At 47.5% G+C, this 25,591-nt stretch carries 24 protein-coding genes, 1 pseudogene and 1 riboswitch; of the genes and pseudogenes, 4 read left to right on the top strand and 21 right to left on the bottom strand.

The annotated features are described in order from the left end of the window. Positions 1-81 precede the first annotated feature (81 nt). A riboswitch (TPP riboswitch) is annotated at positions 82-180 on the bottom strand. A 35-nt stretch (positions 181-215) separates the two neighbouring features. The 4 genes from fre to trxA form a co-directional block, all read right to left on the bottom strand. Continuing rightward, positions 216-917, bottom strand: a complete 702-nt coding sequence (gene fre / locus ABNS04_RS02095) for an NAD(P)H-flavin reductase (RefSeq protein ID WP_272978528.1) — start codon at positions 915-917, stop codon at positions 216-218. Next, positions 918-2,390: a 4-hydroxy-3-polyprenylbenzoate decarboxylase gene (ubiD, locus tag ABNS04_RS02090; protein ID WP_006954423.1), complete on the bottom strand. Its 1,473-nt coding sequence runs from the start codon at positions 2,388-2,390 to the stop codon at positions 918-920. It lies immediately after the preceding gene. A 3-nt stretch (positions 2,391-2,393) separates the two neighbouring features. After that, positions 2,394-3,662 carry a transcription termination factor Rho gene (gene rho / locus ABNS04_RS02085; RefSeq protein WP_006954424.1) on the bottom strand — a complete coding sequence of 423 codons (1,269 nt, stop codon included), beginning with the start codon at positions 3,660-3,662 and terminating at the stop codon, positions 2,394-2,396. A 264-nt stretch (positions 3,663-3,926) separates the two neighbouring features. Then, on the bottom strand, positions 3,927-4,253 hold the full coding sequence (trxA, locus tag ABNS04_RS02080) for a thioredoxin TrxA (RefSeq protein WP_272977632.1): 327 nt from the start codon (positions 4,251-4,253) through the stop codon (positions 3,927-3,929). 93 nt (positions 4,254-4,346) lie between these two features. Here trxA and rhlB point away from each other — a divergent pair, with 93 nt between their 5' ends. Further along, positions 4,347-5,618 carry an ATP-dependent RNA helicase RhlB gene (gene rhlB / locus ABNS04_RS02075; protein ID WP_287830625.1) on the top strand — a complete coding sequence of 424 codons (1,272 nt, stop codon included), beginning with the start codon at positions 4,347-4,349 and terminating at the stop codon, positions 5,616-5,618. Between the two features lies 1 nt (position 5,619). Next, a complete protein-coding gene (locus ABNS04_RS02070; protein WP_272977630.1) occupies positions 5,620-6,558 on the top strand; it encodes a Ppx/GppA family phosphatase in 939 nt (312 codons plus the stop codon). Here ABNS04_RS02070 and hemB read toward each other — a convergent pair. From hemB to ABNS04_RS02010, 12 genes are read right to left on the bottom strand one after another with little or no spacing between them, the layout of a single operon-like run. After that, positions 6,550-7,545: a porphobilinogen synthase gene (hemB, locus tag ABNS04_RS02065; RefSeq protein WP_272977629.1), complete on the bottom strand. Its 996-nt coding sequence runs from the start codon at positions 7,543-7,545 to the stop codon at positions 6,550-6,552. The genes ABNS04_RS02070 and hemB overlap by 9 nt on opposite strands. Positions 7,546-7,550: 5 nt before the next feature. After that, the gene (locus ABNS04_RS02060) at positions 7,551-9,335 is read right to left on the bottom strand and encodes a diguanylate cyclase (RefSeq protein WP_272977628.1); all 1,785 of its coding nucleotides are present in this window, start codon (positions 9,333-9,335) and stop codon (positions 7,551-7,553) included. A gap of 2 nt (positions 9,336-9,337) precedes the next feature. Then, entirely contained in the window at positions 9,338-10,132 is a 795-nt protein-coding gene (locus ABNS04_RS02055; protein WP_272977627.1) for a TatD family hydrolase, read from the bottom strand. Between the two features lie 15 nt (positions 10,133-10,147). Continuing rightward, the gene (tatC, locus tag ABNS04_RS02050) at positions 10,148-10,870 is read right to left on the bottom strand and encodes a twin-arginine translocase subunit TatC (RefSeq protein WP_272977626.1); all 723 of its coding nucleotides are present in this window, start codon (positions 10,868-10,870) and stop codon (positions 10,148-10,150) included. Beyond that, positions 10,863-11,201 (bottom strand): Sec-independent protein translocase protein TatB, encoded by a 339-nt coding sequence (gene tatB, locus ABNS04_RS02045; RefSeq protein ID WP_006954432.1) that lies wholly within the window; start codon positions 11,199-11,201, stop codon positions 10,863-10,865. Before tatB ends, tatC begins: the two co-directional genes overlap by 8 nt. A gap of 6 nt (positions 11,202-11,207) precedes the next feature. Continuing rightward, a complete protein-coding gene (gene tatA, locus ABNS04_RS02040; RefSeq protein ID WP_006954433.1) occupies positions 11,208-11,453 on the bottom strand; it encodes a twin-arginine translocase TatA/TatE family subunit in 246 nt (81 codons plus the stop codon). 7 nt (positions 11,454-11,460) lie between these two features. Further along, entirely contained in the window at positions 11,461-13,113 is a 1,653-nt protein-coding gene (gene ubiB / locus ABNS04_RS02035; protein WP_006954434.1) for a ubiquinone biosynthesis regulatory protein kinase UbiB, read from the bottom strand. A 9-nt stretch (positions 13,114-13,122) separates the two neighbouring features. After that, positions 13,123-13,716, bottom strand: a complete 594-nt coding sequence (locus ABNS04_RS02030) for an SCP2 sterol-binding domain-containing protein (protein ID WP_272977624.1) — start codon at positions 13,714-13,716, stop codon at positions 13,123-13,125. Then, entirely contained in the window at positions 13,716-14,471 is a 756-nt protein-coding gene (gene ubiE / locus ABNS04_RS02025) for a bifunctional demethylmenaquinone methyltransferase/2-methoxy-6-polyprenyl-1,4-benzoquinol methylase UbiE (protein WP_272977623.1), read from the bottom strand. Before ubiE ends, ABNS04_RS02030 begins: the two co-directional genes overlap by 1 nt. A gap of 52 nt (positions 14,472-14,523) precedes the next feature. Next, a complete protein-coding gene (gene recG / locus ABNS04_RS02020) occupies positions 14,524-16,599 on the bottom strand; it encodes an ATP-dependent DNA helicase RecG (RefSeq protein ID WP_272977621.1) in 2,076 nt (691 codons plus the stop codon). 3 nt (positions 16,600-16,602) lie between these two features. Then, positions 16,603-17,295, bottom strand: a complete 693-nt coding sequence (gene trmH, locus ABNS04_RS02015) for a tRNA (guanosine(18)-2'-O)-methyltransferase TrmH (RefSeq protein WP_006954438.1) — start codon at positions 17,293-17,295, stop codon at positions 16,603-16,605. A gap of 9 nt (positions 17,296-17,304) precedes the next feature. Then, positions 17,305-18,834 (bottom strand): bifunctional GNAT family N-acetyltransferase/carbon-nitrogen hydrolase family protein, encoded by a 1,530-nt coding sequence (locus ABNS04_RS02010; RefSeq protein WP_272977620.1) that lies wholly within the window; start codon positions 18,832-18,834, stop codon positions 17,305-17,307. A gap of 130 nt (positions 18,835-18,964) precedes the next feature. On the opposite strand from ABNS04_RS02010, the gene ABNS04_RS02005 reads away from it, so the two are divergent. Continuing rightward, complete coding sequence (locus tag ABNS04_RS02005; RefSeq protein ID WP_006954440.1) at positions 18,965-20,314, top strand: Na+/H+ antiporter NhaC family protein; 1,350 nt, start codon at positions 18,965-18,967, stop codon at positions 20,312-20,314. Positions 20,315-20,331: 17 nt separating this feature from the next. On the opposite strand, the gene ABNS04_RS02000 is transcribed toward ABNS04_RS02005, so the two are convergent. The 4 genes from ABNS04_RS02000 to gmk form a co-directional block, all read right to left on the bottom strand. Then, the gene (locus ABNS04_RS02000; protein WP_006954441.1) at positions 20,332-20,724 is read right to left on the bottom strand and encodes a RidA family protein; all 393 of its coding nucleotides are present in this window, start codon (positions 20,722-20,724) and stop codon (positions 20,332-20,334) included. A 1-nt stretch (position 20,725) separates the two neighbouring features. Then, complete coding sequence (gene spoT, locus ABNS04_RS01995; protein ID WP_006954442.1) at positions 20,726-22,831, bottom strand: bifunctional GTP diphosphokinase/guanosine-3',5'-bis pyrophosphate 3'-pyrophosphohydrolase; 2,106 nt, start codon at positions 22,829-22,831, stop codon at positions 20,726-20,728. A gap of 170 nt (positions 22,832-23,001) precedes the next feature. Beyond that, complete coding sequence (gene rpoZ / locus ABNS04_RS01990) at positions 23,002-23,274, bottom strand: DNA-directed RNA polymerase subunit omega (protein ID WP_006954443.1); 273 nt, start codon at positions 23,272-23,274, stop codon at positions 23,002-23,004. Positions 23,275-23,342: 68 nt separating this feature from the next. Then, the gene (gene gmk, locus ABNS04_RS01985) at positions 23,343-23,969 is read right to left on the bottom strand and encodes a guanylate kinase (protein ID WP_272977357.1); all 627 of its coding nucleotides are present in this window, start codon (positions 23,967-23,969) and stop codon (positions 23,343-23,345) included. A gap of 130 nt (positions 23,970-24,099) precedes the next feature. Here gmk and ABNS04_RS01980 point away from each other — a divergent pair, with 130 nt between their 5' ends. Beyond that, the gene (locus ABNS04_RS01980) at positions 24,100-25,293 is read left to right on the top strand and encodes a cyanate transporter (RefSeq protein ID WP_272977356.1); all 1,194 of its coding nucleotides are present in this window, start codon (positions 24,100-24,102) and stop codon (positions 25,291-25,293) included. On the opposite strand, the pseudogene ABNS04_RS01975 reads toward ABNS04_RS01980, so the two are convergent. Next, positions 25,279-25,591: pseudogene (locus tag ABNS04_RS01975) on the bottom strand (TetR/AcrR family transcriptional regulator); the annotation flags it as partial. The gene ABNS04_RS01980 and the pseudogene ABNS04_RS01975 sit on opposite strands and share 15 nt — an antisense overlap.

The following is a 25,591-nucleotide window of genomic DNA, read 5'->3' as shown; positions in this document are numbered from 1 at the left end:
TCATTTCCCTTATTGACTGCAAAGAAACGACCCGGTTGGATCAGTCAGAGACTGATACTGAAGGAGGTTATTCACTCATTGTATGCGAGACTTTACCATCCCTACGCCAGTATTAACCGGATCAGGTAAAAAGGGTTCGCTTTCGCATCTCAGCCTAAAAAGGCACCCCTTGGTACTCGGGCGCTAGTATAACGCCTTGTTTAAAATTGGCAAACCTAGATGAATGCCAATGCGTCACCGTGCATATTTTCCATTGGCACATCACGTGCCGTAAAATCATCACGAATGACACGGACCATTTCAAAACGTCCAGCCATATAGATCTGGCATTCGGACAAATTCGGTTGCTGAGCCATGACTTCGTGGTGGACTAAACCAACGCCATAATCCCAACCCTGCGGCGCCTCTTCGACCACAGGATGGTAAGTAAATAATGGATGTTGAGTTGCTAATGCCTGCAGCTCCTCATGCAAATAAAGGTCATCCGCCGACTTTGCGCCCCAATAGAAATAAACAGGTTTATCTAAGCCATCTGTCAGCAATTTTTGCAAAATAGAATATGTGTAAGAGAAGCCCGTACCTCCGGCAATCAACACCGTATCGCCAGTACGATCGGACTTAAATACAGCCTCCCCCGCCGGGGCTTCAATCGTGAGTTCGCCTTTATCTTTTATAACATCTAATACTTCTGTCGCGTAGCTGTTATCCGGTGGCGCGCCAATATGAAGTAACCATTCTTTATGCGCAGTCGGTGCCGACGCAATGCTAAACGGGCGCTTATCTCGCTCGCCCATCACCACCATTAAGTACTGACCCGCTTCAAATTTCGTCGCCTCAGGTAAGGTCACACTGACTTCCCAGACGTGCTCTGCTAACTGACGGCTCACATGCGCTTTACAGTGCATCACTTGCGACATTTACTTCTCCAAAATATTTAGTTCATCCCACAGCGAATCAACGCGCTGCTTGACTGCTTCGCTCATCACGATGGGTTCACCCCACTCACGATTAGTCTCGCCAGGCCACTTATTCGTGGCATCGAGACCCATTTTTGAGCCTAGACCCGAAACCGGTGAAGCAAAGTCTAAATAGTCGATTGGCGTATGCTCAACCATCGTCGTATCTCGCGCTGGATCCATACGCGTTGTCATCGCCCAAATCACGTCTTTCCAATCGCGCGCGTTGACATCATCGTCACACACGATGACAAACTTGGTATACATAAATTGTCGTAAAAAAGACCAAACCCCCATCATCACACGCTTTGCATGACCGGGGTATTGCTTCTTCATGGTCACAACAGCCAATCGATACGAGCAACCTTCGGGCGGTAAATAAAAGTCGACTATTTCTGGGAATTGCTTTTGTAAAAGCGGAATAAACACTTCGTTCAATGCAACACCCAATACGGCAGGTTCATCCGGCGGACGCCCAGTATAGGTGCTGTGGTAGATAGGGTCTTTACGATGTGTAATATGAGTCACTGTAAATACAGGGAACTCATCCACCTCGTTGTAATAACCTGTATGGTCGCCGTAAGGTCCTTCCGGCGCCATTTCTCCCGGCTCAATATAGCCTTCTAAGATCATCTCAGCGTGAGCCGGCACTTGTAAGTCGTTGCTTACACTCTGAGTCACTTGCGTACGACTATCGCGTAACAAGCCAGCAAAAGCATACTCCGATAAACTGTCTGGAACCGGCGTGACCGCCCCCAAAATTGTTGCAGGATCAGCGCCCAAAGCGACCGACACAGGAAACCGTTCACCCGGATTTTGCTGACACCACTCTTGAAAGTCTAAGGCACCGCCACGGTGCGACAACCAACGCATGATGAGCTTATTTTTGCCAAGTACCTGTTGGCGGTAAATACCCAAGTTCTGACGCTCTTTGTGCGGACCTCGGGTAATCGTTAAACCCCACGTAATTAAAGGTGCGGCATCACCTGGCCAACAATATTGAATAGGCAACTGGGTCAAGTCAACGTCATCACCCTCTACAACCACTTCTTGGCACGGCGCCTTTTTAATCGACTTAGGTGCCATGCTTAGCACTTTTTTGTACGTGGGTAATAGATTAAGCGCGTCTTTGAAACCTTTAGGAGGTTCAGGCTCTTTCAAAAAAGCCAGTAGCTTACCGACATCACGCAGTGCAGTGACCGATGTTTGTCCCATACCCATAGCGACACGGTCGGGAGTACCAAACAAATTGGCGAGCACAGGAATCGAGTGACCTTTCACATTCTCAAATAACAATGCCGGCCCGCCCGCTTTTAGCGTGCGGTCGGCAATTTCTGTCATTTCTAAGTATGGATCGATCTCGTGTTGAATGCGCTTGAGTTCACCTTTCGCCTCAAGCTGCTGAATAAAATCACGCAGATCTTGATATTTCATAGGTTAACTATTGCGTTGACGCTTCATTGACTCAAAGAACTCGTCGTTGGTTTTGGTCATTTGCAGACGATCGATTAAGAACTCCATGGCCTCAACTTCACCCATCGGGTTCATGATCTTACGTAGGATCCACATCTTCTGTAGTTCGTCTTGAGATGTAAGTAGTTCCTCACGACGAGTACCAGAGCGGTTAAAGTCAATCGCTGGGAATACACGGCGCTCTGCAAGCTTACGGTTTAAGTGCAGCTCCATGTTACCGGTACCTTTAAACTCTTCGTAGATGACTTCATCCATCTTCGAGCCAGTATCAATCAGTGCCGTCGCAATAATGGTTAAGCTACCACCTTCCTCGACATTACGCGCAGCGCCAAAGAAGCGCTTCGGCTTATGTAACGCATTGGCATCAACACCACCGGTCAGTACTTTACCTGAACTAGGAATCACGGTGTTATAAGCACGCGCTAAACGCGTGATTGAGTCGAGCAAGATAACCACATCTTTTTTGTGTTCAACTAGACGCTTAGCCTTCTCAATCACCATCTCCGCAACCTGGACGTGACGGTTTGCCGGTTCATCAAACGTCGACGCAACCACTTCGCCTTTAACCAAGCGATGCATTTCGGTCACTTCTTCTGGACGTTCATCAATCAACAATACGATGAGTTCAGCTTCAGGGTGATTGGCTGCTAACGACGTTGCAATGTTTTGCAGCAACATGGTTTTACCCGCCTTAGGCGGCGCAACGATAAGACCACGCTGACCTTTACCGATAGGAGCCGATAAATCGAGCACACGTGCAGTGATGTCTTCAGTACTGCCGTTACCACGTTCAAGGTGGAAGCGCTCATTCGCATGCAGAGGCGTTAGGTTTTCGAATAGGATCTTATTACGTGAGTTCTCTGGTTTATCAAAGTTTACTTCACGAATTTTTAGTAGAGCAAAGTAGCGTTCGCTGTCTTTCGGAGGGCGAATCTTACCGCCAATCGTATCACCGGTACGCAAGTTAAAGCGTCGGATCTGACTCGGCGAGACATAAATGTCATCGGGTCCCGCGAGATATGAAGAATCGGCTGAGCGTAAAAAGCCAAAGCCATCTTGCAATATTTCTAGGACACCACCGCCGTATATATCCTCACCACTTTTGGCGTGCGCCTTTAAAATCGCGAAGATAATGTCTTGTTTACGCAGACGAGCCATGTTTTCAAGGCCCATGCTATCGGCTAGTTCTACTAATTCATTTACAGGTTTATTTTTAAGTTCAGTCAGATTCATAGGGGGGTTTCGAATTATCGATTCATCACAAAGTCGGTAAGGACTCGCTTAGGTTATAAGTTAGGGTTACATTAAAATTTGAAATTTGGATTCCGAGCGGTTGGAAATCGAGTCAAGAAAGACTTATTTTGCGTGCAATGACTAGCGCACATTGCCTCGATGCTCAGTTAATGAGCAAAACCTAACACCAAACTTCGGATTCGTCCAGTTTTTAGGCCATAAAAATTAAAAAACGGCGTCATGGACGCCGTTTTTTACGATCAATTAGATGTGTTGATCAAGAAACTCAGTTAACTGAGCTCGAGACAACGCACCTACTTTGGTTGCAACCACTTCACCATTTTTAAATAATAGCAAGGTAGGAATACCACGAATACCGTACTTCGGTGGCGTCTGATCGTTATGGTCTACGTTCAGCTTGCCGATGATCAAGCGACCTTCGTAGTCTTTCGAAATATCGTCCAAAATAGGCGCAATCATTTTACAAGGACCGCACCATTCTGCCCAAAAGTCTACTAAAACAGGTTTATCAGAATTGATGACATCTGCTTCAAAGCTGTCATCGCTAAGCTGAACAATTACTTCACTCATGTTAATCTCCGCTACTCTTTTCGCGACTAATGTGTGTATGATGATATTATTTCTGTTTTTGATTACAAGCGCAAACTGATATGCTTATAACCTATGAATAAAACACATTTAACTGAAACTCGATTCGAAACGCTGGGTTTGCATGACAAAATCCAACAGGCTCTCACGTCTGCAGGATTTGAAAATTGCACGCCTATTCAAGCACTTAGCCTACCAGTGGCGCTCTCTAATCAGGATGTAGCAGGCCAAGCCCAAACAGGTACCGGCAAAACCTTGGCATTTTTGTTAGCAACTTTCAACCGATTAATGCAATCGCAAAAATCGTCTGAGGCGGGTCCCCGCGCTATCATTATGGCACCGACGCGTGAACTTGCGATACAAATTGCCAATGATGCGAAAATTCTTACACAAACATGCGAGCTGAAAACGGCCGTTATTTATGGTGGTGAGGGTTATGAGGCGCAGCAGCAGCAATTAGCAGATAAGCCCGACATCATCATTGGCACAACGGGTCGGATTATTGACTTCTATAAGCAAAGCTTATTCCCTCTCGATAACATCGAGGTAGTCGTACTTGATGAAGCCGATAGGATGTTCGACTTAGGCTTTATCAACGACATTCGTTATTTGCTTAAAGCAATGCCTGACCCTAGTGAGCGACTCAATTTGTTGTTCTCAGCGACTTTATCTTATCGCGTACAGGAACTGGCGTATGAGCATATGAATGCGCCTACCAAAGTCGAGGTGGAGCCTCAACAGAAAACCGGCGTACGTATTTCGGAGGAGCTATTTTATCCGTCTAAGTACGATAAGATGCCGCTGTTGCTGACATTGATTGAGGAAGACTGGCCTGATCGCGCTATCGTATTTGCCAACACCAAGCATGGTTGCGACAAAGTTTATCAATGGCTCGACATTAACGGTCATCGGGTGGGCCTGTTAACGGGCGATGTACCACAAAAGAAACGCCTGAAAATTTTGGATGACTTTGCCGAGGGGCACCTCGATATTTTAGTGGCAACGGACGTCGCAGCGCGCGGACTCCACATCCCAGAAGTTACGCACGTTTATAATTTCGACTTACCAGACGACTGCGAAGACTATGTACACCGTATCGGTCGAACAGGTCGTGCGGGAGCGAGTGGCGCAACTGTTAGTCTTGCATGCGAAGAGTATGTATATAACTTGCCTGCGATTGAAGACTATATTGGTCATACGATCCCGGTTACGAAATACGACGAGACCGCGATTCTGACGGATTTAAAACGTCCTCGAAATCAAAATCGTCGTCGCCGTGGACCACATCCTAATAACCGTAATCGTAACCGTAACCGTAATAACAAGCATCGAGGCCCTAAGAACTAACATGACCTCAAATAACCGCCGCATTGCTGCCATTGATTTAGGTTCCAACAGTTTTCACTTACTCTTGGCTGAAATGGTAACGCGCGGCGGTATTGATTCTCCTCGTATCATCAAACGCGTAAAGCAAAAAGTGCGTTTAGCCGATGGCTTTGATGCCTCTCGAAACATCAGCCAACAAGGTATAGATCGAGCTAAGGCGTGCTTGAATCTGTTTCATGATGAGATCGTTCAGTTCGGTGCGAGCACTGTTAAAGCCGTCGCAACAGCGGCGATGCGCCAAGCGAATAACCAATCGGATGTCCTGCTCGCGCTCGAAACTGCGTTGAAATTTCCTATCGAGATAATTAGTGGGTTACGCGAGGCAGAACTGATATACGCAGGTGTGACCTCAACAGCACGCAGTCGCGGTGACACGTTGGTCATTGATATTGGCGGTGCGAGTACGGAAATCATTGCGGGCCACGATAAAACCCCCCAGCTATTGCACAGCTTTGATATGGGTTGTGTCGTATTTCAAAATAATTATTTTCCTGAAGGTATTATCACTCGGAGTCGTATCGAGTCCGCGCAAGCACAAGTGCGTAATCAACTCAGTCACTACCAACACGCATTTAAGCGCCTTGGTTGGAAACGCGTCATTGGCGCATCGGGCACCTTCAGAGCGGTGTACGAAATCGCTCAGGCGAATCAACAAGATACGATCGACAGCGACTATCTAACCTCTTTGGTTTCAAAATGTATTCAATCAGGCGCAGTAAAAAATCTAGCATTATTGGGTCTACGTGAGGATCGTAAACCCATTTTCTTAGGTGGTCTGGTGATTTTGGCCACCCTCGTCGAACAATTGGGGATAAACGCCATTGAGATCACCAATGGCGCTTTACGTGAAGGCTTACTCGCTGAAATATCTCAGCCCAATGAGCAATTAGCGCTACGCTAACTCGCGCGCAATCTGTTTCGCAAAATAGGTGAGAATCCCGTCTGCGCCAGCACGCTTAAATGCGAGCAAACTTTCCTGCACGACATCGTTCGCTAGCCAACCGTTCTCAATTGCTGCCTGAAGCATCGCGTATTCACCACTCACTTGATAAGCAAACGTCGGCACTTTAAATTGATCTTTGACTTCGCGGACAATATCTAAGTACGGCATACCGGGCTTGACCATCACCATATCGGCACCTTCTTCGATATCCAGCGCAATCTCATGCAACGCTTCGAGACGGTTAGCCGGGTCCATTTGATAGGTTTTCTTGTCGCCGCCTTTAAGGTTACCTGCTGACCCCACTGCATCCCTGAAAGGTCCATAAAATGCACTGGCGTATTTCGCTGAATAAGCCATGATTTGTGTGTTCGAGAACCCCTCATGTTCTAGCGCGTCGCGGATGGCACCAATTCGTCCATCCATCATGTCTGAGGGCGCGACCATGTCAGCGCCTGCCCGTGCATGGGACAACGCTTGTTTAACCAATACATCAGTGGTTATATCATTCAATACGTAACCCGACTCGTCGATAATGCCATCTTGCCCGTGGATGGTAAACGGATCGAGAGCGACATCGGTCATTACACCTAACTGCGGGAATTTGGCTTTAATTGCACGCACTGCACGTTGGGCAAGACCATCGTCATCATATGCAGCTTCAGCCATTTCTGACTTTACTGACGCGGGCGTAACGGGAAATAACGCCACCAGCGGAACCCCAAGCTCTACCAATTCAGCGCATTCATCGAGCAACAAGTCAATGGACTTACGTTCCACACCGGGCATCGAGGGAACTACTTCGCGTTGCTGCTCTCCCTCTAAAACAAACACGGGATAAATTAAGTCATTTACCGTGAGCGAGTTCTCTGCGACCAACCGGCGTCTAAAATCAGATACGCGATTGCGGCGCATACGCGTGCGTGGAAAATTGCCATTCGTCGACATGACGGTTACTCCTCAATGGACGTTGTTACAACTTGATCGCGGCCCTCGCGCTTGGCTTTGTATAGCGCCGAGTCTGCCGCAGTAAATAAATCATGCACACTATGATCGCGCGTATTATCTATCGCTGCAACTCCAGCGCTGATAGTAATTGAGTGCTCGCCGTCACGTGTCGAGAACACACATTGCCTAATATGCTTAACCAACCGCTCAGCGAACACCAAACCGTTCTGAGGGTCTGTTTCCGCCAAAATAAAAGCAAATTCTTCACCACCGTAACGGCAGACTGCATCGGTAGGACGACGTGCTTGCTTACGTAGTTCCGTACTCACAGCCTGCAAGATATCGTCGCCGACGCCATGACCATAGGTATCATTCACTGCCTTAAATTTATCAATATCGATCATCAATAAGCACATCGGCTTTTGATTACGGCGGCTACGACGATACTCTCGCTCAATTTGCTGAGTAAAATAACGACGATTATGTAAACCTGTCAAAGGGTCTTCTAAGTTACGTTGCTCTAACTCATTATTCGCTTCTTGTAGCTCTCGTAACGTGATTTCTAACTCAAATGTTCGCTCCTCTACACGTGTTTCAAGCTCCTCATTGTAACGCTGTTGTGCAATCAAACGTTCCCGCCGTTGCTCGTTATAACGCACCGCCAAAACCCACGAGAGCAACAAAATTTCTAAACCAGAGCCCAGCATGATAGCGTGACGCTGGATAAACATACTGTCGATAATGCCAAGGTAGCCCAACGAGTTGACCATCACGGAGAGAAGTAATGCGCCCCATGCAATGGTGAACATGCGCGCGTAAATTAGACCTTTTTTCCATAAGTAGACGCCAATAATCAATAAATAAAGGCAGCCGGGTACGGCTAATGCGAGTAGCGCATGGATACCGACTTTATAGCTACTGAAAGCACCAACAGCCAGACTAACCAAAGCCAAACCCGCCATGATAAAAAGACCACGCGCTAACGTTCGTCGATAGTTCTTAAGTCGTAATAATTGATAGGCAAATAACGCAGCCGTTAACAGCGTCAAACTCCCAAATATCGGTATACCTTTGTCTTGCAGGTACAGCCAGTTGGGCCATAAATACCGGAAACCAAGTCCATCAAGACTCAGCATTAAACCACCGAAGAAGATCGTATATAAAGAATAGATGCCAAATTCAGGTTCACGTGAAGCGATGAACCCAAATAAGTTATACACGGTCATACAAAAAAGCACGCCAAAATAGAGACCCTCTACAAGCCGTCGCTGTAGCTTGGCATCAAAAAAGTCGGCTTCCGACATCAACGAAACAGGAACACGCATTGAACTTGATGTCACAACTTCGATGAAAACCTCGCCGGTTTGATTCGCCGGTACTGGAATCGCGAAATCAGAAATTAATACCGCTCGTTGAAAAAACGGTTGCTTATCACCTAGGTTGTATTCAATTAAACCGTCATTGGAAAACCAGTGGATGTGAATTGAATCGAGTAATGGATACGCCATGTATAGCACGCGATCATAATCGACGTCGCTAATGTTAAAGGTTAACCAGTAGTGATCATCGGTATAGCCGAATGAGCCGCGTGATCCATTGAGCACATGCCAATTTTCATCTGAGCGCGCCTTCACCGCTTCGATACTTAACGATTCCGGCGTACTAAAGTACTCAATATTTAAGGCTTCTGAGCTCCGACGTTGGTCCATAGTGAGCGATGAAAACACAAACCACAAAACAGTTGCGGCAATCACCACCAAAAATAAAACGATCGAGGACCATCGCGTCATATTCAACTCGAATAGTTGTCAAGTGCGAACAAACGTAAGGCGTTAGCGGTCGTCAATTGTGCAACCTCTGTTACGCTCATACACCAGCTTTCAGCCAGTGCCTCGCCGACGTAGGGCAGATAAGCGGGTTCATTATCTCGCGGTCGCGGGCGAATATTTCGCGGCAGTAGAAAAGGTGCATCGGTCTCAAGAACCGTTCGTTGTTTTGGCAACGCAGGCAATACTGACAATAATTCTTGATTTCTGCGTTCATCACACAGCCAGCCCGTTAGACCAAAGCAATGTCCACGTTCGTTATAGGCATCTAAGGCCTTATGCCCGCCTGTAAAGCAATGAGTCAGTCGTGGCAACTTGGGCTTCGCGTAACGGTCGAGTAGACTAATTTGTTCTTCCAGTGCATCACGCTCATGGAGATAAAGTGGCAAAGATAACTCATTGGCCACCTCGATCTGTTGAATAAATACACGCTTTTGATTTGCTGAGCTTGCGAAGTTGCGATTAAAATCCAAGCCACATTCGCCAATGGCTTTAACAAATGGAGATTGGGCTAATTCAAAGAGTTGAGACTGAAGGTCTGTTGGCGCGTTATCAGCTTCATGCGGGTGAACACCCACGGTCGTATACAATGAGTCAGGAAAGCGTTCACACAGCTCGATCGCTGCATGCGCTTCAGCAATATCGGTTGCAATAACAAGTTGATGACTCACGCCGGCCGCACGTGCTCGCGTAATAACGGACTCAAGTTGGCGATGAAGCCGAGTATGTGTCAGATTTACGCCCGCATCGAACCATTCCATAAAGCCCACTTTAATTTAATTATCGTTCAATTTGGGTTTATACCAGCTTCCAATAATAAGACCAAGCTCAAACAATAGCCACATTGGTATCGCCATTAGCGTTTGTGAGATAACGTCTGGGGGTGTCAACAACATACCGATAGTGAAGGCCGCGACAATAACGTATGGCCTTTTTTTACGTAAACTAGCCGGTGACGCGACGCCCGACAAAATAAGTAAAAAGATAGCGACAGGAGTCTCAAATGCGATACCGAAAGCGACAAAAATCGCCAAAACGAAATCGAGATAGTTGGAAATATCTGTAGCAACCTGAATGTCATCGGGTGCCGCTGCCATAAAGAAGCTCATGGCGAGCGGCAACACAACGAAGTACGCAAACGCGACCCCCAGATAGAACAGCAAGGTGCTACTGGCTAAGAGCGGCACAACAAAGCGCTTTTCTTTTTTGTATAAACCCGGCGCAATAAAAGCCCATATTTGCCATAAAATGACAGGGATAGCTAAAGCAAAGGCAACCACAAAGGTCAGCTTGAAAGGCGTGAAAAAGGGTGCTGCTACATTCGTTGCTATCATTTGCGACCCTTCCGGCAAATAGCGGATAAGCGGGTCAGCAAGAAGGCGATAAAGATCCTTCGCGAAATACGCCAATCCAGCAAATACAACAACGACCGCGATGACAGCTCTGAGCAAGCGTTTACGAAGCTCGATAAGGTGACTAAGGAGAGGCGAATCAGTCATGCTTTTTAGGCTCAGTATCAGATTCTTTTGCCGCTTGGTAGGGGCGCTGAACGTCAGCTGCGGCATTTTGTAACTCAACGATTGAACGCTGTAACTCAGGACTTAATTCGTGAAAATCTTTGCCTTCTTGCTCGAACTTACGTAAATGCTCGTGTAGCTCTTTAACTCTGAGTTCATGATCAAGCTCATTTTGTACGTTTTGAGAGAACGACTTTACTTTCGCTATACCTCGCTGAACGCCACGCAAAGCAGACGGCAAGCGCTCGGGCCCTAGCACTAATAGACCGACCACGATAATGACCAGCAACTCCCAAAATCCAATATCGAACATAAAAAATTAGGCGTTCTTATCTTTCTCGGATTCGCTGGTTGTGCTTTCCGTTTGTTGGTTTTGCTTCAGGTTTTTGGTTGGCTCACCGTCTTCGTTAGCGTCGTCATCCTTTTTAGGTTCGTCACTCACTGACTTTTTAAAGCCGCGTACAGCACTGCCAACGTCTGAACCGAGGTTTCGTAGGCGCTTACTACCAAAAAGTAGCACGATAATGAGTAATAAAATCAGTAATTGCCAAGGACCTGGACTCATAATTCACCTATTCCTTTATCTTAATTTGAGGGCGCGCGCGCCACGCTTTTAATCCAACCATTACGGTAAGTATACCAGAACCCAGCGCCCACGCAGCAGTGCCCTGGCTAATTAACCATACCGAGCTGACAACTCCGCTTGCCGTCAAAATAGTCCAAAACTGACTAGTGGCCGCTTGCTGTTGCGTCATCAACTGCTCTATGCGGTGCCGCTCTAGCTGCGCTTGAATACGTTGTTGCGAACGCAGTCCATCGTACAATAGATTCGGGAGCTCTGGCAGCTTTTCGGCCCAATAAGGTGCGTTTTCCTTCACTGAACGCACCACCGCTCGCCATCCTAGTTGCTCATTCATCCAACGCTCTAAAAACGGTTTAGCGGTCTTCCATAAATCCAATTCAGGATACAACTGGCGACCTAACCCCTCGATATACAGTAAGGTCTTTTGTAAAAGTACCAACTGCGGTTGTACTTCCATCTGAAACCGACGGGCGGTATTAAAAAGATTGACTAGCACATGCCCGAATGAGATCTCAGCGAGGGGCTTCTCGAATATCGGCTCGCACACCGTTCGGATAGCTGATTCAAATTCTTCGATATTTGTTTCTCGTGGCACCCACCCCGAATCCACATGAAGCTCAGCCACTTTACGGTAATCGCGATTAAAAAAGGCGAGGAAGTTTTCAGCTAAGTAACGTTTATCTTCACGATTGAGGGTGCCGACGATACCAAAATCAATACCGATGTACCGAGGGTACGTCGGGTCATCCTTGGCGACAAAAATATTGCCTGGATGCATATCCGCGTGAAAGAAGCTATCGCGAAACACTTGTGTGAAGAACACTTCGACTCCACGCTCCGCTAACTTTTTCATATCCACGCCACGTGCCTTCAACATATCGACTTCGCTGACAGGGATCCCGTCGATACGCTCCATTACCATCACGTTTTTACGACTTAAATCGCTGTAAACCGTGGGGATATAAAGTAACTCAGAGTCCTCAAAGTTGCGCTTTAACTGAATAGCGTTGGCGGCTTCACGCAACAAATCTAATTCATCCAATAACGTCTTACGATATTCTCGTACCACTTCTTTCGGTTTTAATCGACGTCCATCGGGCAAATGCCGCGCTAATACGGCAGCAAGCGATTCCATCAGCTCTAAGTCAGCATTAATCGTCTCACGTATGTCTGGACGAATCACCTTAATGACGATGTCTTTAAGCTCGCCATCTTTTTGTTTTAGCTTGGCTGTATGTACTTGAGCGATCGATGCAGAGGCTAATGGCTTAACAGCGAAGTCTTGAAACAACTCACCGATATGCTCAATATCTAACGACTTTTCAATGATGCGTTGTGCTGCATGACCATCGAATGGCGCCACGCGATCTTGCAAATAGGCCAGTTCCAATGCGATGTCTGGGGGCAGTAAGTCACGCCGCGTCGACAACATTTGGCCGAACTTGACCCAGACAGGACCCAGCGACTCCAGCGCTAAACGCAAACGCTCTCCAGCGGGCTTTTCTTTATGCTTATTAGGCCACCAAAACATCATATGGCGCCCAAAACGCAGATACCACGGTAGCCAACGTGCCGGAATCAAGTCATCCAAACCATAATTTAAAAAGGTTTTTGCAATGCGATATATACGTTTACTGCGCATGCTGGGTCTCTACTTTAATTTTCGCTGAAGTCGCTCAATTTGCGCACGCAAAGCCTGCACATCGTCTTTAAATAACTCGAATTCCAAACGGTTAGGAAGCACTTGCTTTTCTTCTGTGAGTACACCTTTTAGCCAACGTTGACGCATTTCACTTTGTTGCTGAAAGCGCTCGCGACTCTGTTTAAACAAGGTACTGATACGGTGCGCCATACCGTCACCGAGTTTTTCGGCTAGTTTGGCTTCCCAATCAATATCCAGCGCTTTAACCAAATTCACCAATTGCTGCGCTAGCATGGGGTCGCCATCAATATCCAGTTTATCGGCTTTAATAAGGCGCGTAAGATTAGCCGTATCGCTTAACTCTGGTAACACGCCAAGTTCCGTTTTTACATGGCAATCCAGTTCACCGCCATCATCAACAGAGCTTAAGTTGAGTCCGTCGGTGTGCACAGCGATATTGATGTCAAAGGGTAGCTCTTTGAAGCTAAATCGAAAATGCTTACCCGCCAACTGATTTAATCGCTCGGTTGAATTCGGGTCCTGCTGCAACAGTGCATTGATAGTGCGCTCAAGCACCATCCACGGAATCAATTGCCAAATCATTAAAATTTGTATCCTCGATGAAGTGCGACAATACCGCCCGTCAAGTTTTGATAGTCGGCGTTCTCGTAACCCGCTTCCGACATCATCTGTTTCAGTGTCTCTTGATCAGGATGCATACGAATCGACTCAGCTAAATACTGGTAACTGTCTGCATCATTGGCAACCAGTTGCCCCATTTTGGGCAAAATATTAAATGAGTAAAAGTCGTAAAGCTGATTCAGTGTCGCAGTTGTTGGCTTGGAAAACTCTAAGATCAGTAAACGACCGCCTGGCTTCAATACCCGTAACATTGATCGTAAAGCAGCTGGCTTATCCGTCACATTTCGCAAACCAAAAGCAATAGTCACAATATCAAAACTATTATCAGCAAAGGGCAGGTTTTCTGCGTCTGCTTGTACACAATTTACGTTACCAACTATCCCTTTATCGCGTAATTTGTCACGTCCGACCTTTAACATAGCATCGTTAATGTCAGCCAACACAACCTCGCCGGTATCTCCGACACGACGCGAGAACTGTGCCGTTAAATCGCCCGTGCCACCGGCGATATCGAGCACTTTCATGCCTTTACGTACACCACTGCAGTCTATGGTATAGCGTTTCCAAACACGGTGGATCCCCATCGACATGAGGTCATTCATAACATCATACTTGGCTGCCACTGAGTTAAATACATTGGCAACGAGGCCTTTTTTCGCATCCTTTGGCACGCGCTGGTAGCCAAAGTCGATTCCATCTTCGTGTTTATCTGACATAATTTTTCCTAACGACTTTTTACCCTATTGTACGGGCGTCACTGCTGTAATACTACACCTGAGCGTAATGATCTCGCCGTGGTAACCACCGCGCAATCAACGCATTGACAGTGTTGGGGTACTTGCGAATAAGCTCCTCGGCAACCGTCTGAGCCTCGGGTATTAATACCTCATCACGTTCAATATCCGCCACTTTCATCTGTGTTAGACCGGTTTGTCGTTGTCCGAGAAGTTCACCGTACCCTCGGATCTCCATATCTCGTTGCGCGATCACAAAGCCATCATTACTATCCCTTAATACGGACAAACGCTCGGTCGCGGTTCTTGATAAGGGCGTTTTGTAGAGCAAAACACAATGACTCGCTACCGAGCCTCGACCCACACGTCCTCGTAACTGATGAAGCTGCGCTAAGCCTAATCGTTCTGGGTTCTCGATAATCATTAAAGATGAATTAGGTACATCGACACCCACCTCGATCACAGTGGTCGCCACCAGCAAGTCAATTTCGCCGCTTTTAAAACGCGACATTACCGCTTCCTTTTGGTCGGCTTTCATACGCCCATGCACGAGTCCGACCGTCAACCCATCCAGTTGTTCTTGTAACTCCGTTGCGGTGTCTTCAGCCGCCTGACATTCCAACACCTCAGATTCTTCAATCAAAGTACAGACCCAATAAGCTTGTCGACCTTCGTGAGTACACACTTCGCGCACACGCTCGATCACTTGGTCACGTCGTGTATCCGGGATGGCAACGGTTGTGATCGGTGTACGCCCCGGCGGTAGCTCGTCAATTACTGACGTCGCTAAGTCCGCATAGGCGGTCATCGCTAACGTTCGCGGAATCGGTGTGGCTGTCATAATTAATTGGTGCGGTTGAAAGCCCGCTTGTACACCTTTTTCTCGCAATTGTAACCGCTGATGCACACCAAAACGGTGCTGTTCATCAATAATAACTAACGCGAGTGAGTGATAGTGCACGTCGGCTTGAAATAATGCATGGGTGCCTACAATTAGCTGAACTCTACCGCTCGCAAGCTGCTCCAACGTGCGCTGACGCGCCTTGCCCTTGCTGCGCCCACTGAGCCAAGCAACTTCAATACCCAAGGGTGCGAACCATTGCTCGAACGTCAGCGCATGCTGTTCTGACAGAATTTCGGTGGGCGCCATAATCGCCACTTGATGACCTTGTTCGATAGCAGCCAATGCGGCCAGGGCCGCCACGAGCGTTTTCCCCGAGCCCACGTCACCTTGCACCAAACGCATCATCGGCTGTTCGCGCGCGAGATCCGCATGGATTTCACTTAATACGCGCTGCTGTGCAGCCGTTGGCTTAAACGGGAGTTGCTTTAAGAATTCACTTTGTAAGTGCGGATCCGCATTCAGCGCATGAGCACGCTCTTGCTGACGTTTTTCACGTAACTGCAATAAACTGACCTGATGTGCAATCAATTCTTCCATTGCTAACCGCTGTTGTGCAGGATGTGACCCCTGTTCAAGTTGCGCAAGACCAACATCCTTGGGCGGGTTATGCAGTGTTTTGAGTGCCTCGACCAAAGATAGATCGTGGGGCTGAAGAGATTCTGGCAATAACTCGGGCAACGCTCGCTCGGTCACATAAGAGAGAGCTTGGTCGATAATCTTACGTAGAGAAGCCTGATAGACGCCCTCGGTCGTGGGATAGATAGGCGTCAAGGTATCGGGTAACTCAATCGCGTCGGATGAAGAAAGTACACGATATTCGGGATGAATCACTTCTAGACCGCTAAGCCCCGCACGCACTTCACCAAAGACTAGTAACGAGGTGCCAGCGCTGAACTGTTTTAGTTGCGCAGCGCTAAATTGGAAAAAGCGCAATGTCATAGTGCCGGTTTCGTCACGCACTCGGCACACCAACATACGCTTGCGACCATATTTAATGTCCGCATTATCGACAGTTACCTGAAAGTGACCCGCCACCCCAGGACGCGCATAAGCAATTCGGTAAACCTGTGTGCGATCCTCATACCGCGCAGGTAGATGAAAGATCGCATCATTTACCGTCACTAAGCCCAGCTTTTCCAACTTCTTAGCGACTTTATCGCCGACTCCTTTGAGCGTGGTCAGTGGAATTTTGCTGAGAGGCTGCATTGATTAGGCTCGCTTTTTAGCGGCACGCATGGCTAACCACCACTCGTTATCCGCGACAATTTGTCCGTGTTCATCTAGCGGAGGATACGGTAGTCCCTTGCGTTTACAGGCTTTGGCATAAATTGGGTGGCCACCTTCAAACAATACGCGATGCTGTTCGGTATCACTTAAACGCATAGCGTCATACATACCCGCTTGCTCTCGCTGACGCTGCGCCTCATAAAGCATCACCGCACCTGCCACTGAGACATTCAGCGACTGCACCATACCCACCATCGGAATCTTGACGTGATGATCGGCAATTTTCAGCGCCTCTTCGGTCGCACCATGCTTTTCCTGACCTAACAAGATTGCAGTAGGCTGGGTGTAATCGATTTCACGAAAATCCACCGCTTGATCAGACAAGTGAGTCACCACCACTTGCATACCCTGTTGCTTTATTTGCTCTACCGCAGGGCTTAACTGGCTATGATGATGCACATTAACCCAGTTTTGACTTCCCAAAGCAGTGCCGCCGGATACGCGCATTTTACTGCTAAGCCAAATGGCATGCATTTCATGGACGCCGACAGCATCCGCAGTACGCACCACCGCAGATAAATTATGATGCTTATGCACCCCTTCCATGACGACGGTTAAGTCGGGCTGGCGAAACGCCAGCATCTCGGTAATGCGTTGATAACGTTCTGGACTCATTGATAGCCTTTAACTTCTATGCTTTCTTACTACATCGTAAATATCAGTACGACGATCTTTCTTATTAGTCACTGAACCTTCGTGATGCAGATAACGCAGTTCATCTAAATTCAAATCAGAGAACATTAACATTTCTGTATTCGGAGTCGTCTCTGACATCACCGCATCGTGTGGGAAGGCAAAGTCTGACGGCGAAAATACAGCAGACTGCGCGTATTGTACGTCTAAGCTTTCGACTTCAGGTAAGTTACCAACACTGCCACAAATCACTACGTAACACTCGTTTTCAACGGCACGTGCCTGTGCACAGTGGCGAACTCGCAGATACGCGTTCCGTGTATCGGTCCAAAAGGGCACAAACAAGATCTCAAGTCCCTCTTCAGCCATAATACGACTCAACTCAGGAAATTCGACGTCGTAACAAATCAAAATACCGACACGCCCCGCATCGGTGTCAAATACGCGCACATCATCGCCGCCTTCAATGACCCAGTCACGCTTCTCGTGCGGAGTGATATGCAGTTTACGCTGCTCTTCAACTGAGCCATCGCGACGACACAGGTAAGACACGTTGTAAATACTCTCGCCTTCTTGTAATGGCATTGAGCCCGTGATGATATTGACGTTGTAACTGACCGCCATTTGCGACATTTCGCGTTTAAATCGCTCGGTGAAACCGGCGAGAAAGCGAATAGCATTCATCTGTTGACTCTGATCGGTTAACCCCATCAGCGGCGCATTAAAGAATTCAGGTAGCACAGCAAAGTCACTCTGATAGCTTGAAAGCGCATCAACAAAGTACTCGACTTGCTGCAGAAGCTCATCGACAGACTCGACTGACCGCATTTGCCACTGCACCGCACCAACACGCACATTCTGAACCCGCGTATTCAACATGTTTGTCGAAGGATCGTAGAGGAAATTATTCCACTCCAACAACGTGGCGAAACCCCGCGAACGTTCGTCCTCAGGCAAATATTTTCCGAGCAAACGCTTCACACTAAAGTCGTTCGCTAACTGGAACGTGAGAATCGGATCATAAATTTCACGACGTTGAACTTTGTCTAAGTACTGTGACGGAGACAGATCGTTTGAGTACTTGTGATAATTAACGATACGTCCACCGGCAAGAATAGCGCGCAGGTTTTTCTGTCGGCATAGCTCTTTGCGTGCATCGTATAAACGACGGCCTAAACGATAACCGCGATAATCCGGATGAATCAGCACATCAAGGCCATACAATGCATCGCCTTTCTTATCATTAAGAATGGCTTCGCGATGCCCAATCAAATCATCGTAAGTGTGCGGGTTCGAAAATTTGTTATAGGCAACTTTCACGGTCAACGCGACACCAATAATACGACCATTATCTTCGAGGCAAAACTGTCCTTCGGCGAAGTCTTTGATTAACTTCTCGATGGTAAAACTGCTCCACGCACCACCGATATCGGTGTAGATGGCATCCATTAACTCTTTTAACTGCTCGTAATCATCTAATCGAAGATTACGAATCTGAAGATGCAATTCTTCTGGGCTCATACTTGCCTCTTTACGTCAATTACTATACGAGTAGTGTACACGGTTTTTAATAAAGGTTGCATCACAACAGTTAGCTATATAAACTTCTGGACGTCTAAATATAATAATGAATTAACCATAAAGGTCACCTATGTCGTCACAAATTCCTGCGCAACCCGCCAGCGCTAAGGCGCTGTTGCCACTCGCCTTGTTCCTCGCGCTGTTTTTAGGAACAGGCATTTATTTTCAGTCAGAGGGTGTGGAATACGCTTTTTATCAACTGCCAAGTCCCGTCGCTATTTTACCTGCGATTGCGTTAGGTATTTTGCTCAGCAAACAAGCGTTCGAGGAACGCATCGCCACCTTTGTCGCGGGCGTGGGTGACAGCAACATTGTCACCATGTGCATGATCTATTTATTAGCCGGCGCATTTTCTACGGTCGCCGAAGCAACCGGTGGTGTTGATGCCATGGTAGCTCTGGGGTTAGGTATTATCCCGGCGTCATTTCTCCTGCCTGGCCTGTTTATTATTGCTGGTGTGATCTCGACCGCAATGGGGACTTCAATGGGTACCTTGGCTGCCCTCGCTCCCGTCGCGTTGGGCATTGGCGAAGCAACAGATATCAGTCTGCCTTTGCTCGCAGGGGTCTTGGTCAGTGGTGCCATGTTCGGTGATAACTTATCCATCATTTCAGACACAACAATTGCAGCCACACGCACACAAGGCTGCAGTATGCGAGACAAGTTTAAAGCAAACTTAAAAATCTCGATTCCCGCAGCGATCATCACCTTGCTGTGGTTAGTCAGTTACGACACCAGTAACGCGCCTTTGAACATTCCTGAAGCCAACCTATGGTTATGTATTCCCTACTTCGCCATCATTGTGCTAGCAGTAATGGGCTTGAATGTATTTGCGGTGTTAGGTCTCGGTATCGTATTGGCTGCTGCATTTGGCATGGTTGCGGTAGATTACCAGTGGGTGAAATTTAGTCAGGATATCTACGATGGCTTTTCATCGATGCAAGAAATCTTCTTGCTGTCGTTGCTGATAGGTGGGCTTTCGGGCTTGATCCGTCAGCAGGGCGGTTTGGCTTTCCTTGCCAAAGCCGTTGAAGCGGTCACCAGCCGCTTAAGTAAGCACAAACAACGGTCTTCTGCGCTTGGCGTCGCTGGCCTTACATCACTTACAAATCTCTGTGTTGCGAATAACACGGTGAGTATTCTGCTTGCGGGAGAAGTCAGTGCACGCTTAGCTAAAAAAGGTAATTTAGCAGCGCGCCAAAGCGCCAGCTTATTGGATATTTTTGCCTGTGTTGTGCAAGGCGTCTTGCCTTATGGCGCGCAGGCATTACTCATGGGGGCGAGTTTCGGTATTTCGCCATTGTCGGTGAGTATCCATACCGGCTATTGCTTTATCTTAGGTGCAGTCGCTTTGGTGATTATCGTATGGCGCAAGCCACTTGAAGATCGTATACCGGAGCAAACAGAAGCGGTCACTTAGACCGCTTCTATCAAAAATTAATTGGTACTTGGTAATTCGAGAATACCGTCGATTTCAATCTGAGCACCTTTGGGCAGCTGCTTCACACCAATAGCCGCGCGCGCTGGATAAGGTTTGCTGAAGTGGCGAGCCATGACCTCATTGACGATGGCAAACTCACCTAAATCAGTTAAGTAGATTTGTACTTTCACCATATCCTGAAGTTCGCCACCGGCGGCTTCACACACCGCTGCTAGGTTCTTAAATACCTGCTCGGCTTGCTGTTGAAAGTCCTCAGAGACCAACTCCATGGTTTCGGGATCAAGCGGGATCTGACCCGAAAGGTAGACAGTAGTGCCAATTTTTACCGCTTGCGAATAAGTGCCGATCGCCGCAGGCGCTTTATCTGTTGCAATGATTACTTTAGACATTTTACTTCCTTAAGCGCGTCACGCGCTGAACATCGGGCATCTTACGGATATGACGGATCACGTCAGCAAGATGCTTTCTATTTTTAATAGTCAGTGCCACATCAATAAAATAAATGTTGGCATCGATTTCTTCAGTTTTAAGACCATCGATATTACAACCCGTCGTCGCAATAGCTGACGTGAGTTTAGCGAGCGCACCTTGATGGTTAATAATCTCGATTCTAATCTCTGAAATAAATTCCGCTTCAGGGTTATTATCCCACTCCACTGGAAAGTAGCGGCCTGGCTCTTCCTCATGACCGCGAACGTTTTTACACTCACGACGGTGAATGACCAGACCTTTCCCTGGACTCACATGAGCAATAATGTCGTCACCAGGAATGGGTCGACAGCATTTCGCAAAACTCACCAATAGCCCTTCGGCACCCTTAATGGATAAACTCTTGCGACTCAAACTTTCGTCCTTGAAAGGCTGTAGCTCACCCAGTAAGCGCTTTGCAACTGCCAATGACATGAGGTTACCCAGGCCAATTTGTTTTAATAACTCGCCACGTGTTTCTATTTTAAGCTCCGCGATTACCCGCTCAAACTCAGCGTTCGGAATCTCATCATAGCTCAGCGAACCTAAAGCAGATCGCAATAGACGCTCGCCTAAATGCTCAGCTTCGGATGCTTGCTGTCCTTTCAAAAACTGTCTAATTTTCGCACGAGCCTTGCCCGTTACAACGAAGTTGAGCCATGCGATATTAGGCCGTGAACCTGGAACGGTTTTAATTTCTACCGTTTGTCCCGTTTCCAATGGTTTACTCAATGAGTAAGTACGATGATTAACACGAGCACCGACGCATGTATTGCCCACATCGGTATGTACTGCATAAGCGAAGTCGACAGCAGTAGCGCCTTGAGGTAACTCGACGATGCGCCCATCTGGCGTAAATACGTATATTTCGTCGGGGAACAAATCCGATTTCACGTTTTCAATAAACTCGAACGAACTACCCGCGCTTTGTTGCAGCTCCAACAGGCTTTGCATCCATTTACGCGCTCTTACCTGAGCCGTGGTGCCCGAGTCATCATTATTTTTATAAAGCCAGTGTGCAGCCACCCCGCGATCGGCCATCAAGTCCATTTCTTCCGTACGAATTTGAATCTCGACAGGAACGCCGTGGGGCCCTTTGAGGGACGTATGTAGCGACTGATAACCGTTCGATTTCGGAATCGCAATGTAGTCTTTAAAACGTGTTTCAATCGGTTTATATAAGTTATGCAGCGCACCCAACACGCGATAACACGTATCCACTGAATCAACGATGACACGAAAAGCATAAATGTCCATCACCTGATTAAAGCGCAACTCTTTGTTCAGCATCTTGCGATAAATACTATGCAAATGCTTCTCGCGTCCCATCACTCGCGCGCTGATGTGGTTACCTTCAAGTCGAGCCTGAATTTCATGCTGAACACGCTCCATAAACTCACGCCGATTGCCGCGCGCTTTTTTGACCTCCGACTCTAGAAGTTTCGCGCGCCATGGAAACAGCGCCCAAAAGCCGAGTCGCTCGAGTTCATTTTTAACATCGTGAATACCCAATCGATGCGCAAGCGGCGCATAAATTTCTAGTGTCTCTCGGGCAATCCTGCGACGTTTATCGGGTCTTAAGTGCTGTATTGTTCGCATGTTATGCGTACGGTCAGCTAGCTTGATCAAAATGACACGAATATCCTGCGTCATCGCCATGATCATTTTACGATAGTTTTCGGCTTGCGCTTCTTCTTTGGAATTAAACTGCAATTTATCAAGCTTTGATACACCCTCGACCAACGAGGCAACCGTTGACCCAAACATCTCAGCGAGTTCTTCTTCTTTGATCTCGGTATCTTCGATCACATCGTGTAGTAAAGCCGCCATCAACGTTTCATGGTCAAGGCGCATATCGGCAAGCAAACTAGCCACAGCGACTGGGTGGGTTATATAAGGCTCACCGCTGCTGCGTTTCTGACTACTGTGTGCATCCTTGGCCACTTTAAAGGCATGTTCAACACGATCAATTTGATCGCTTGGTAAATACTCACTTATTTGATTTTTCAGGCCTTCAAATAAATACACCGAAAGACTCCATTTATGGGCGATAAGGCAAAGTTTCTTCTGCGGTTAATACCGACACTAACTGACAGCATAAGAGCAAAAGACAAAAAAGCCAACGGAATACACCGTTGGCTTTTAGTATGAGTGCGAACTCATTGTGCTAAAGGGCTAGCCTCTAGCTAATAATTAGCTTATTCAACGCGACGCAACGCATCAACGGCGCGCATCTCTTCTGCGTCTGCTTCTTGCTGCGCTGCACGTTCTTCAGCATCTAAACGATCTGCGTCGATTTTACCCTGCTCGATCTCGCGTAAAGCGATAACCGTGGGCTTCTCGTTTTTAGTTTCAACCAATGGATCTTTGCCTTGGACTGACAGCTGACGCGCTCGGCGTGCAGCAAGCAAGATCAAATCAAAACGGTTACCTACGCGGTCAACAGCGTCTTCTACAGTTACGCGAGCCATGCTCTACTCTCCATCCAACCTGAGTGAAATTCTTCGAAAGGCTAATAATTATACGGAAATAAGCGCAATTAGCCAAGTAATTCGTTAATCACCGCTTTATGGCGCTCTTGCTGCACGGCCATTGCATTGCGTTGCGCTAAAACAATATGCTCGAGCTGTGCCAGTGAGTCATCAAACTGGTCATTCACCAACAAATAATCAAACTCATGGTAGTGCGACATTTCTGCTTGTGCTTTTGCCATCCGCTTACTGATGACTTCATCACTGTCTTGTCCGCGGCGCCGAAGTCGCTGTTCTAAAGTTGCCAAACAAGGCGGCATAATAAAAATAGAGCAGGTGTCAGGATGATGTTCGCGCACTTGTTGCGCGCCTTGCCAGTCAATATCAAGAAAAATGTCAATGCCGGCGGCTAAGCCTTCTTCAATAACCTTTTTAGAAGTGCCGTAGTAGTTATCAAACACTTTCGCCCACTCGTAAAATTCACCTTTCTCGATACGCTCCTCAAAGCTTTCAGCCGATAAAAAGTGATAGTGTATGCCATCATGCTCACCGGGACGTGGAGCACGTGTTGTGCAAGAGACAGAGACCTGCATCGAGCCATCATTATGTTTGTTTAAAAGAGCACCGATAAGGCTCGACTTGCCCGCTCCGCTTGGAGCCGCGATGATAAATAGATTGCCAGTGTGATTTGCCATAGAAAACACAGTACCTTGCTTTATATGGCGAAGAAGAATAACACGAGCAACGAGATTTGGAAAAAGTTAACATTCACTCTTCGTGACTAAATCAGTATTATTAATGCTTTTAACGTGCGCTAGGGAAGCTATGAGCAATACACACCAAGGCAAAACATCGGTCGGCTTTGCGATTTTATTATTAATACTGCTAGGCTTAAACCTACGCCCGTTATTGACATCAATCGGGCCATTGACGCAAGCCCTACAAGCAGCTACAAGCATGCCTTACAGTAGTTTCTCGCTGCTCACCACTATTCCTATCATGATGATTGGTGTGCTCGCTTTGTTTGCCGGTCGAATGACCCGAGCGCTAGGCTATCAACGGGGAATTGCCACAGGTTTATTGGTACTGATTGCCGGCTTAGTCATTCGGGCATGGCCTGCCTCCGCCGCAATATTGGTGGTCAGCGCGGTTATTGGCGGTTTTGGCATTGCTTTACTGCATATCATTATTCCCGAACTGACTAAACAGCAATTTCGTCATCGTCTCGGAGCCATGACCGGTCTTTGGTCCGCAGCACTGATGGGCGGCGCGGCGCTTGGCGCAGTAGTGACACCATGGCTTGACGCTCACTTTAGTTCCCACTCAGTTGCTCTCGCCAGTTGGGCATTACTGGCACTTATAACGCTAATACTATGGCTGAGCCCAGCGAACCGTGTGCCTAAAGCCGATATCCTGCCACGCCATGAATTACTTAAAGCCTTTAAATATCCTCGAAGCTGGCTATTAGGTGCCTATTTTGCCCTAGTTAATGCAGGTTACGCCGGGTTTATAGCCTGGATAGCGCCTTTTTATGGTGAATTCGGTTGGACCACTCAACAGGCAGGTAATCTTCTCGCGCTGTTTTCGTTAGTGCAGGTGATGGGTGCTCTGATTCTTCCGACCCTATCACGTAGCATGGATCGCCGTCCGTGGCTGGCATTGGCGGTGATCACACAAATGGTTGGGTTTGCTGGGCTCTGTTGGCTACCTGAGCAGGCGCCTTGGCTGTGGTCAGCACTTTGTGGTTTCGGCTTAGGAGGTGCATTCCCATTGTGTATTGTCATGGCACTCGATCACATCGACGATCCGGTGCAGTCGGGCAGACTCGTCTCGTTTATGCAAGGTATCGGATTTATTTTTGCCAGCATAATGCCATTAGTGACCGGCGCATTTCGTGATATTAGCGGTAACTATCAGTTAGGATGGGGATTTCACATTCTAGTTGGCGTCGTCATCTTGTTAATGACGACGCGGTTTAGACCTTCAGGGTATAAAGCAGCTTTTTCAGTTACGCGGTAATACGCGCTCGAGAGCGTCTTCAACTAGCTGATTTAATGCTGTTTTTTCTAGCCCTCGGTGAGCGTATGTGGTCACGCCAATGAGTGTAGCTTGATAGAGCACCGCAAGACGCTCTGGATCTTCATCTGGACCCAATTGACCGCGCTCTTTAGCAAGCAAAAATGCTTCTTTGAAGATGTTCTCGAATCGATCAATATAACTAATTGCGGTTGATGCATCCGCATCATCGAGCGTGTGTAACTCGAGAAGGCTTTTTACAACCATACACGCCATGCTTGGCTTTTGCTGACCACACTCA

The sequence above is a fragment of the uncultured Idiomarina sp. genome (genome assembly GCF_964010655.1).
Classification (GTDB): Bacteria; Pseudomonadota; Gammaproteobacteria; order Enterobacterales; family Alteromonadaceae; genus Idiomarina; species Idiomarina baltica.
The sequence above is the reverse complement of the archived record's forward strand: the minus strand, read 5'-3'. Positions and strand labels throughout refer to the sequence as shown.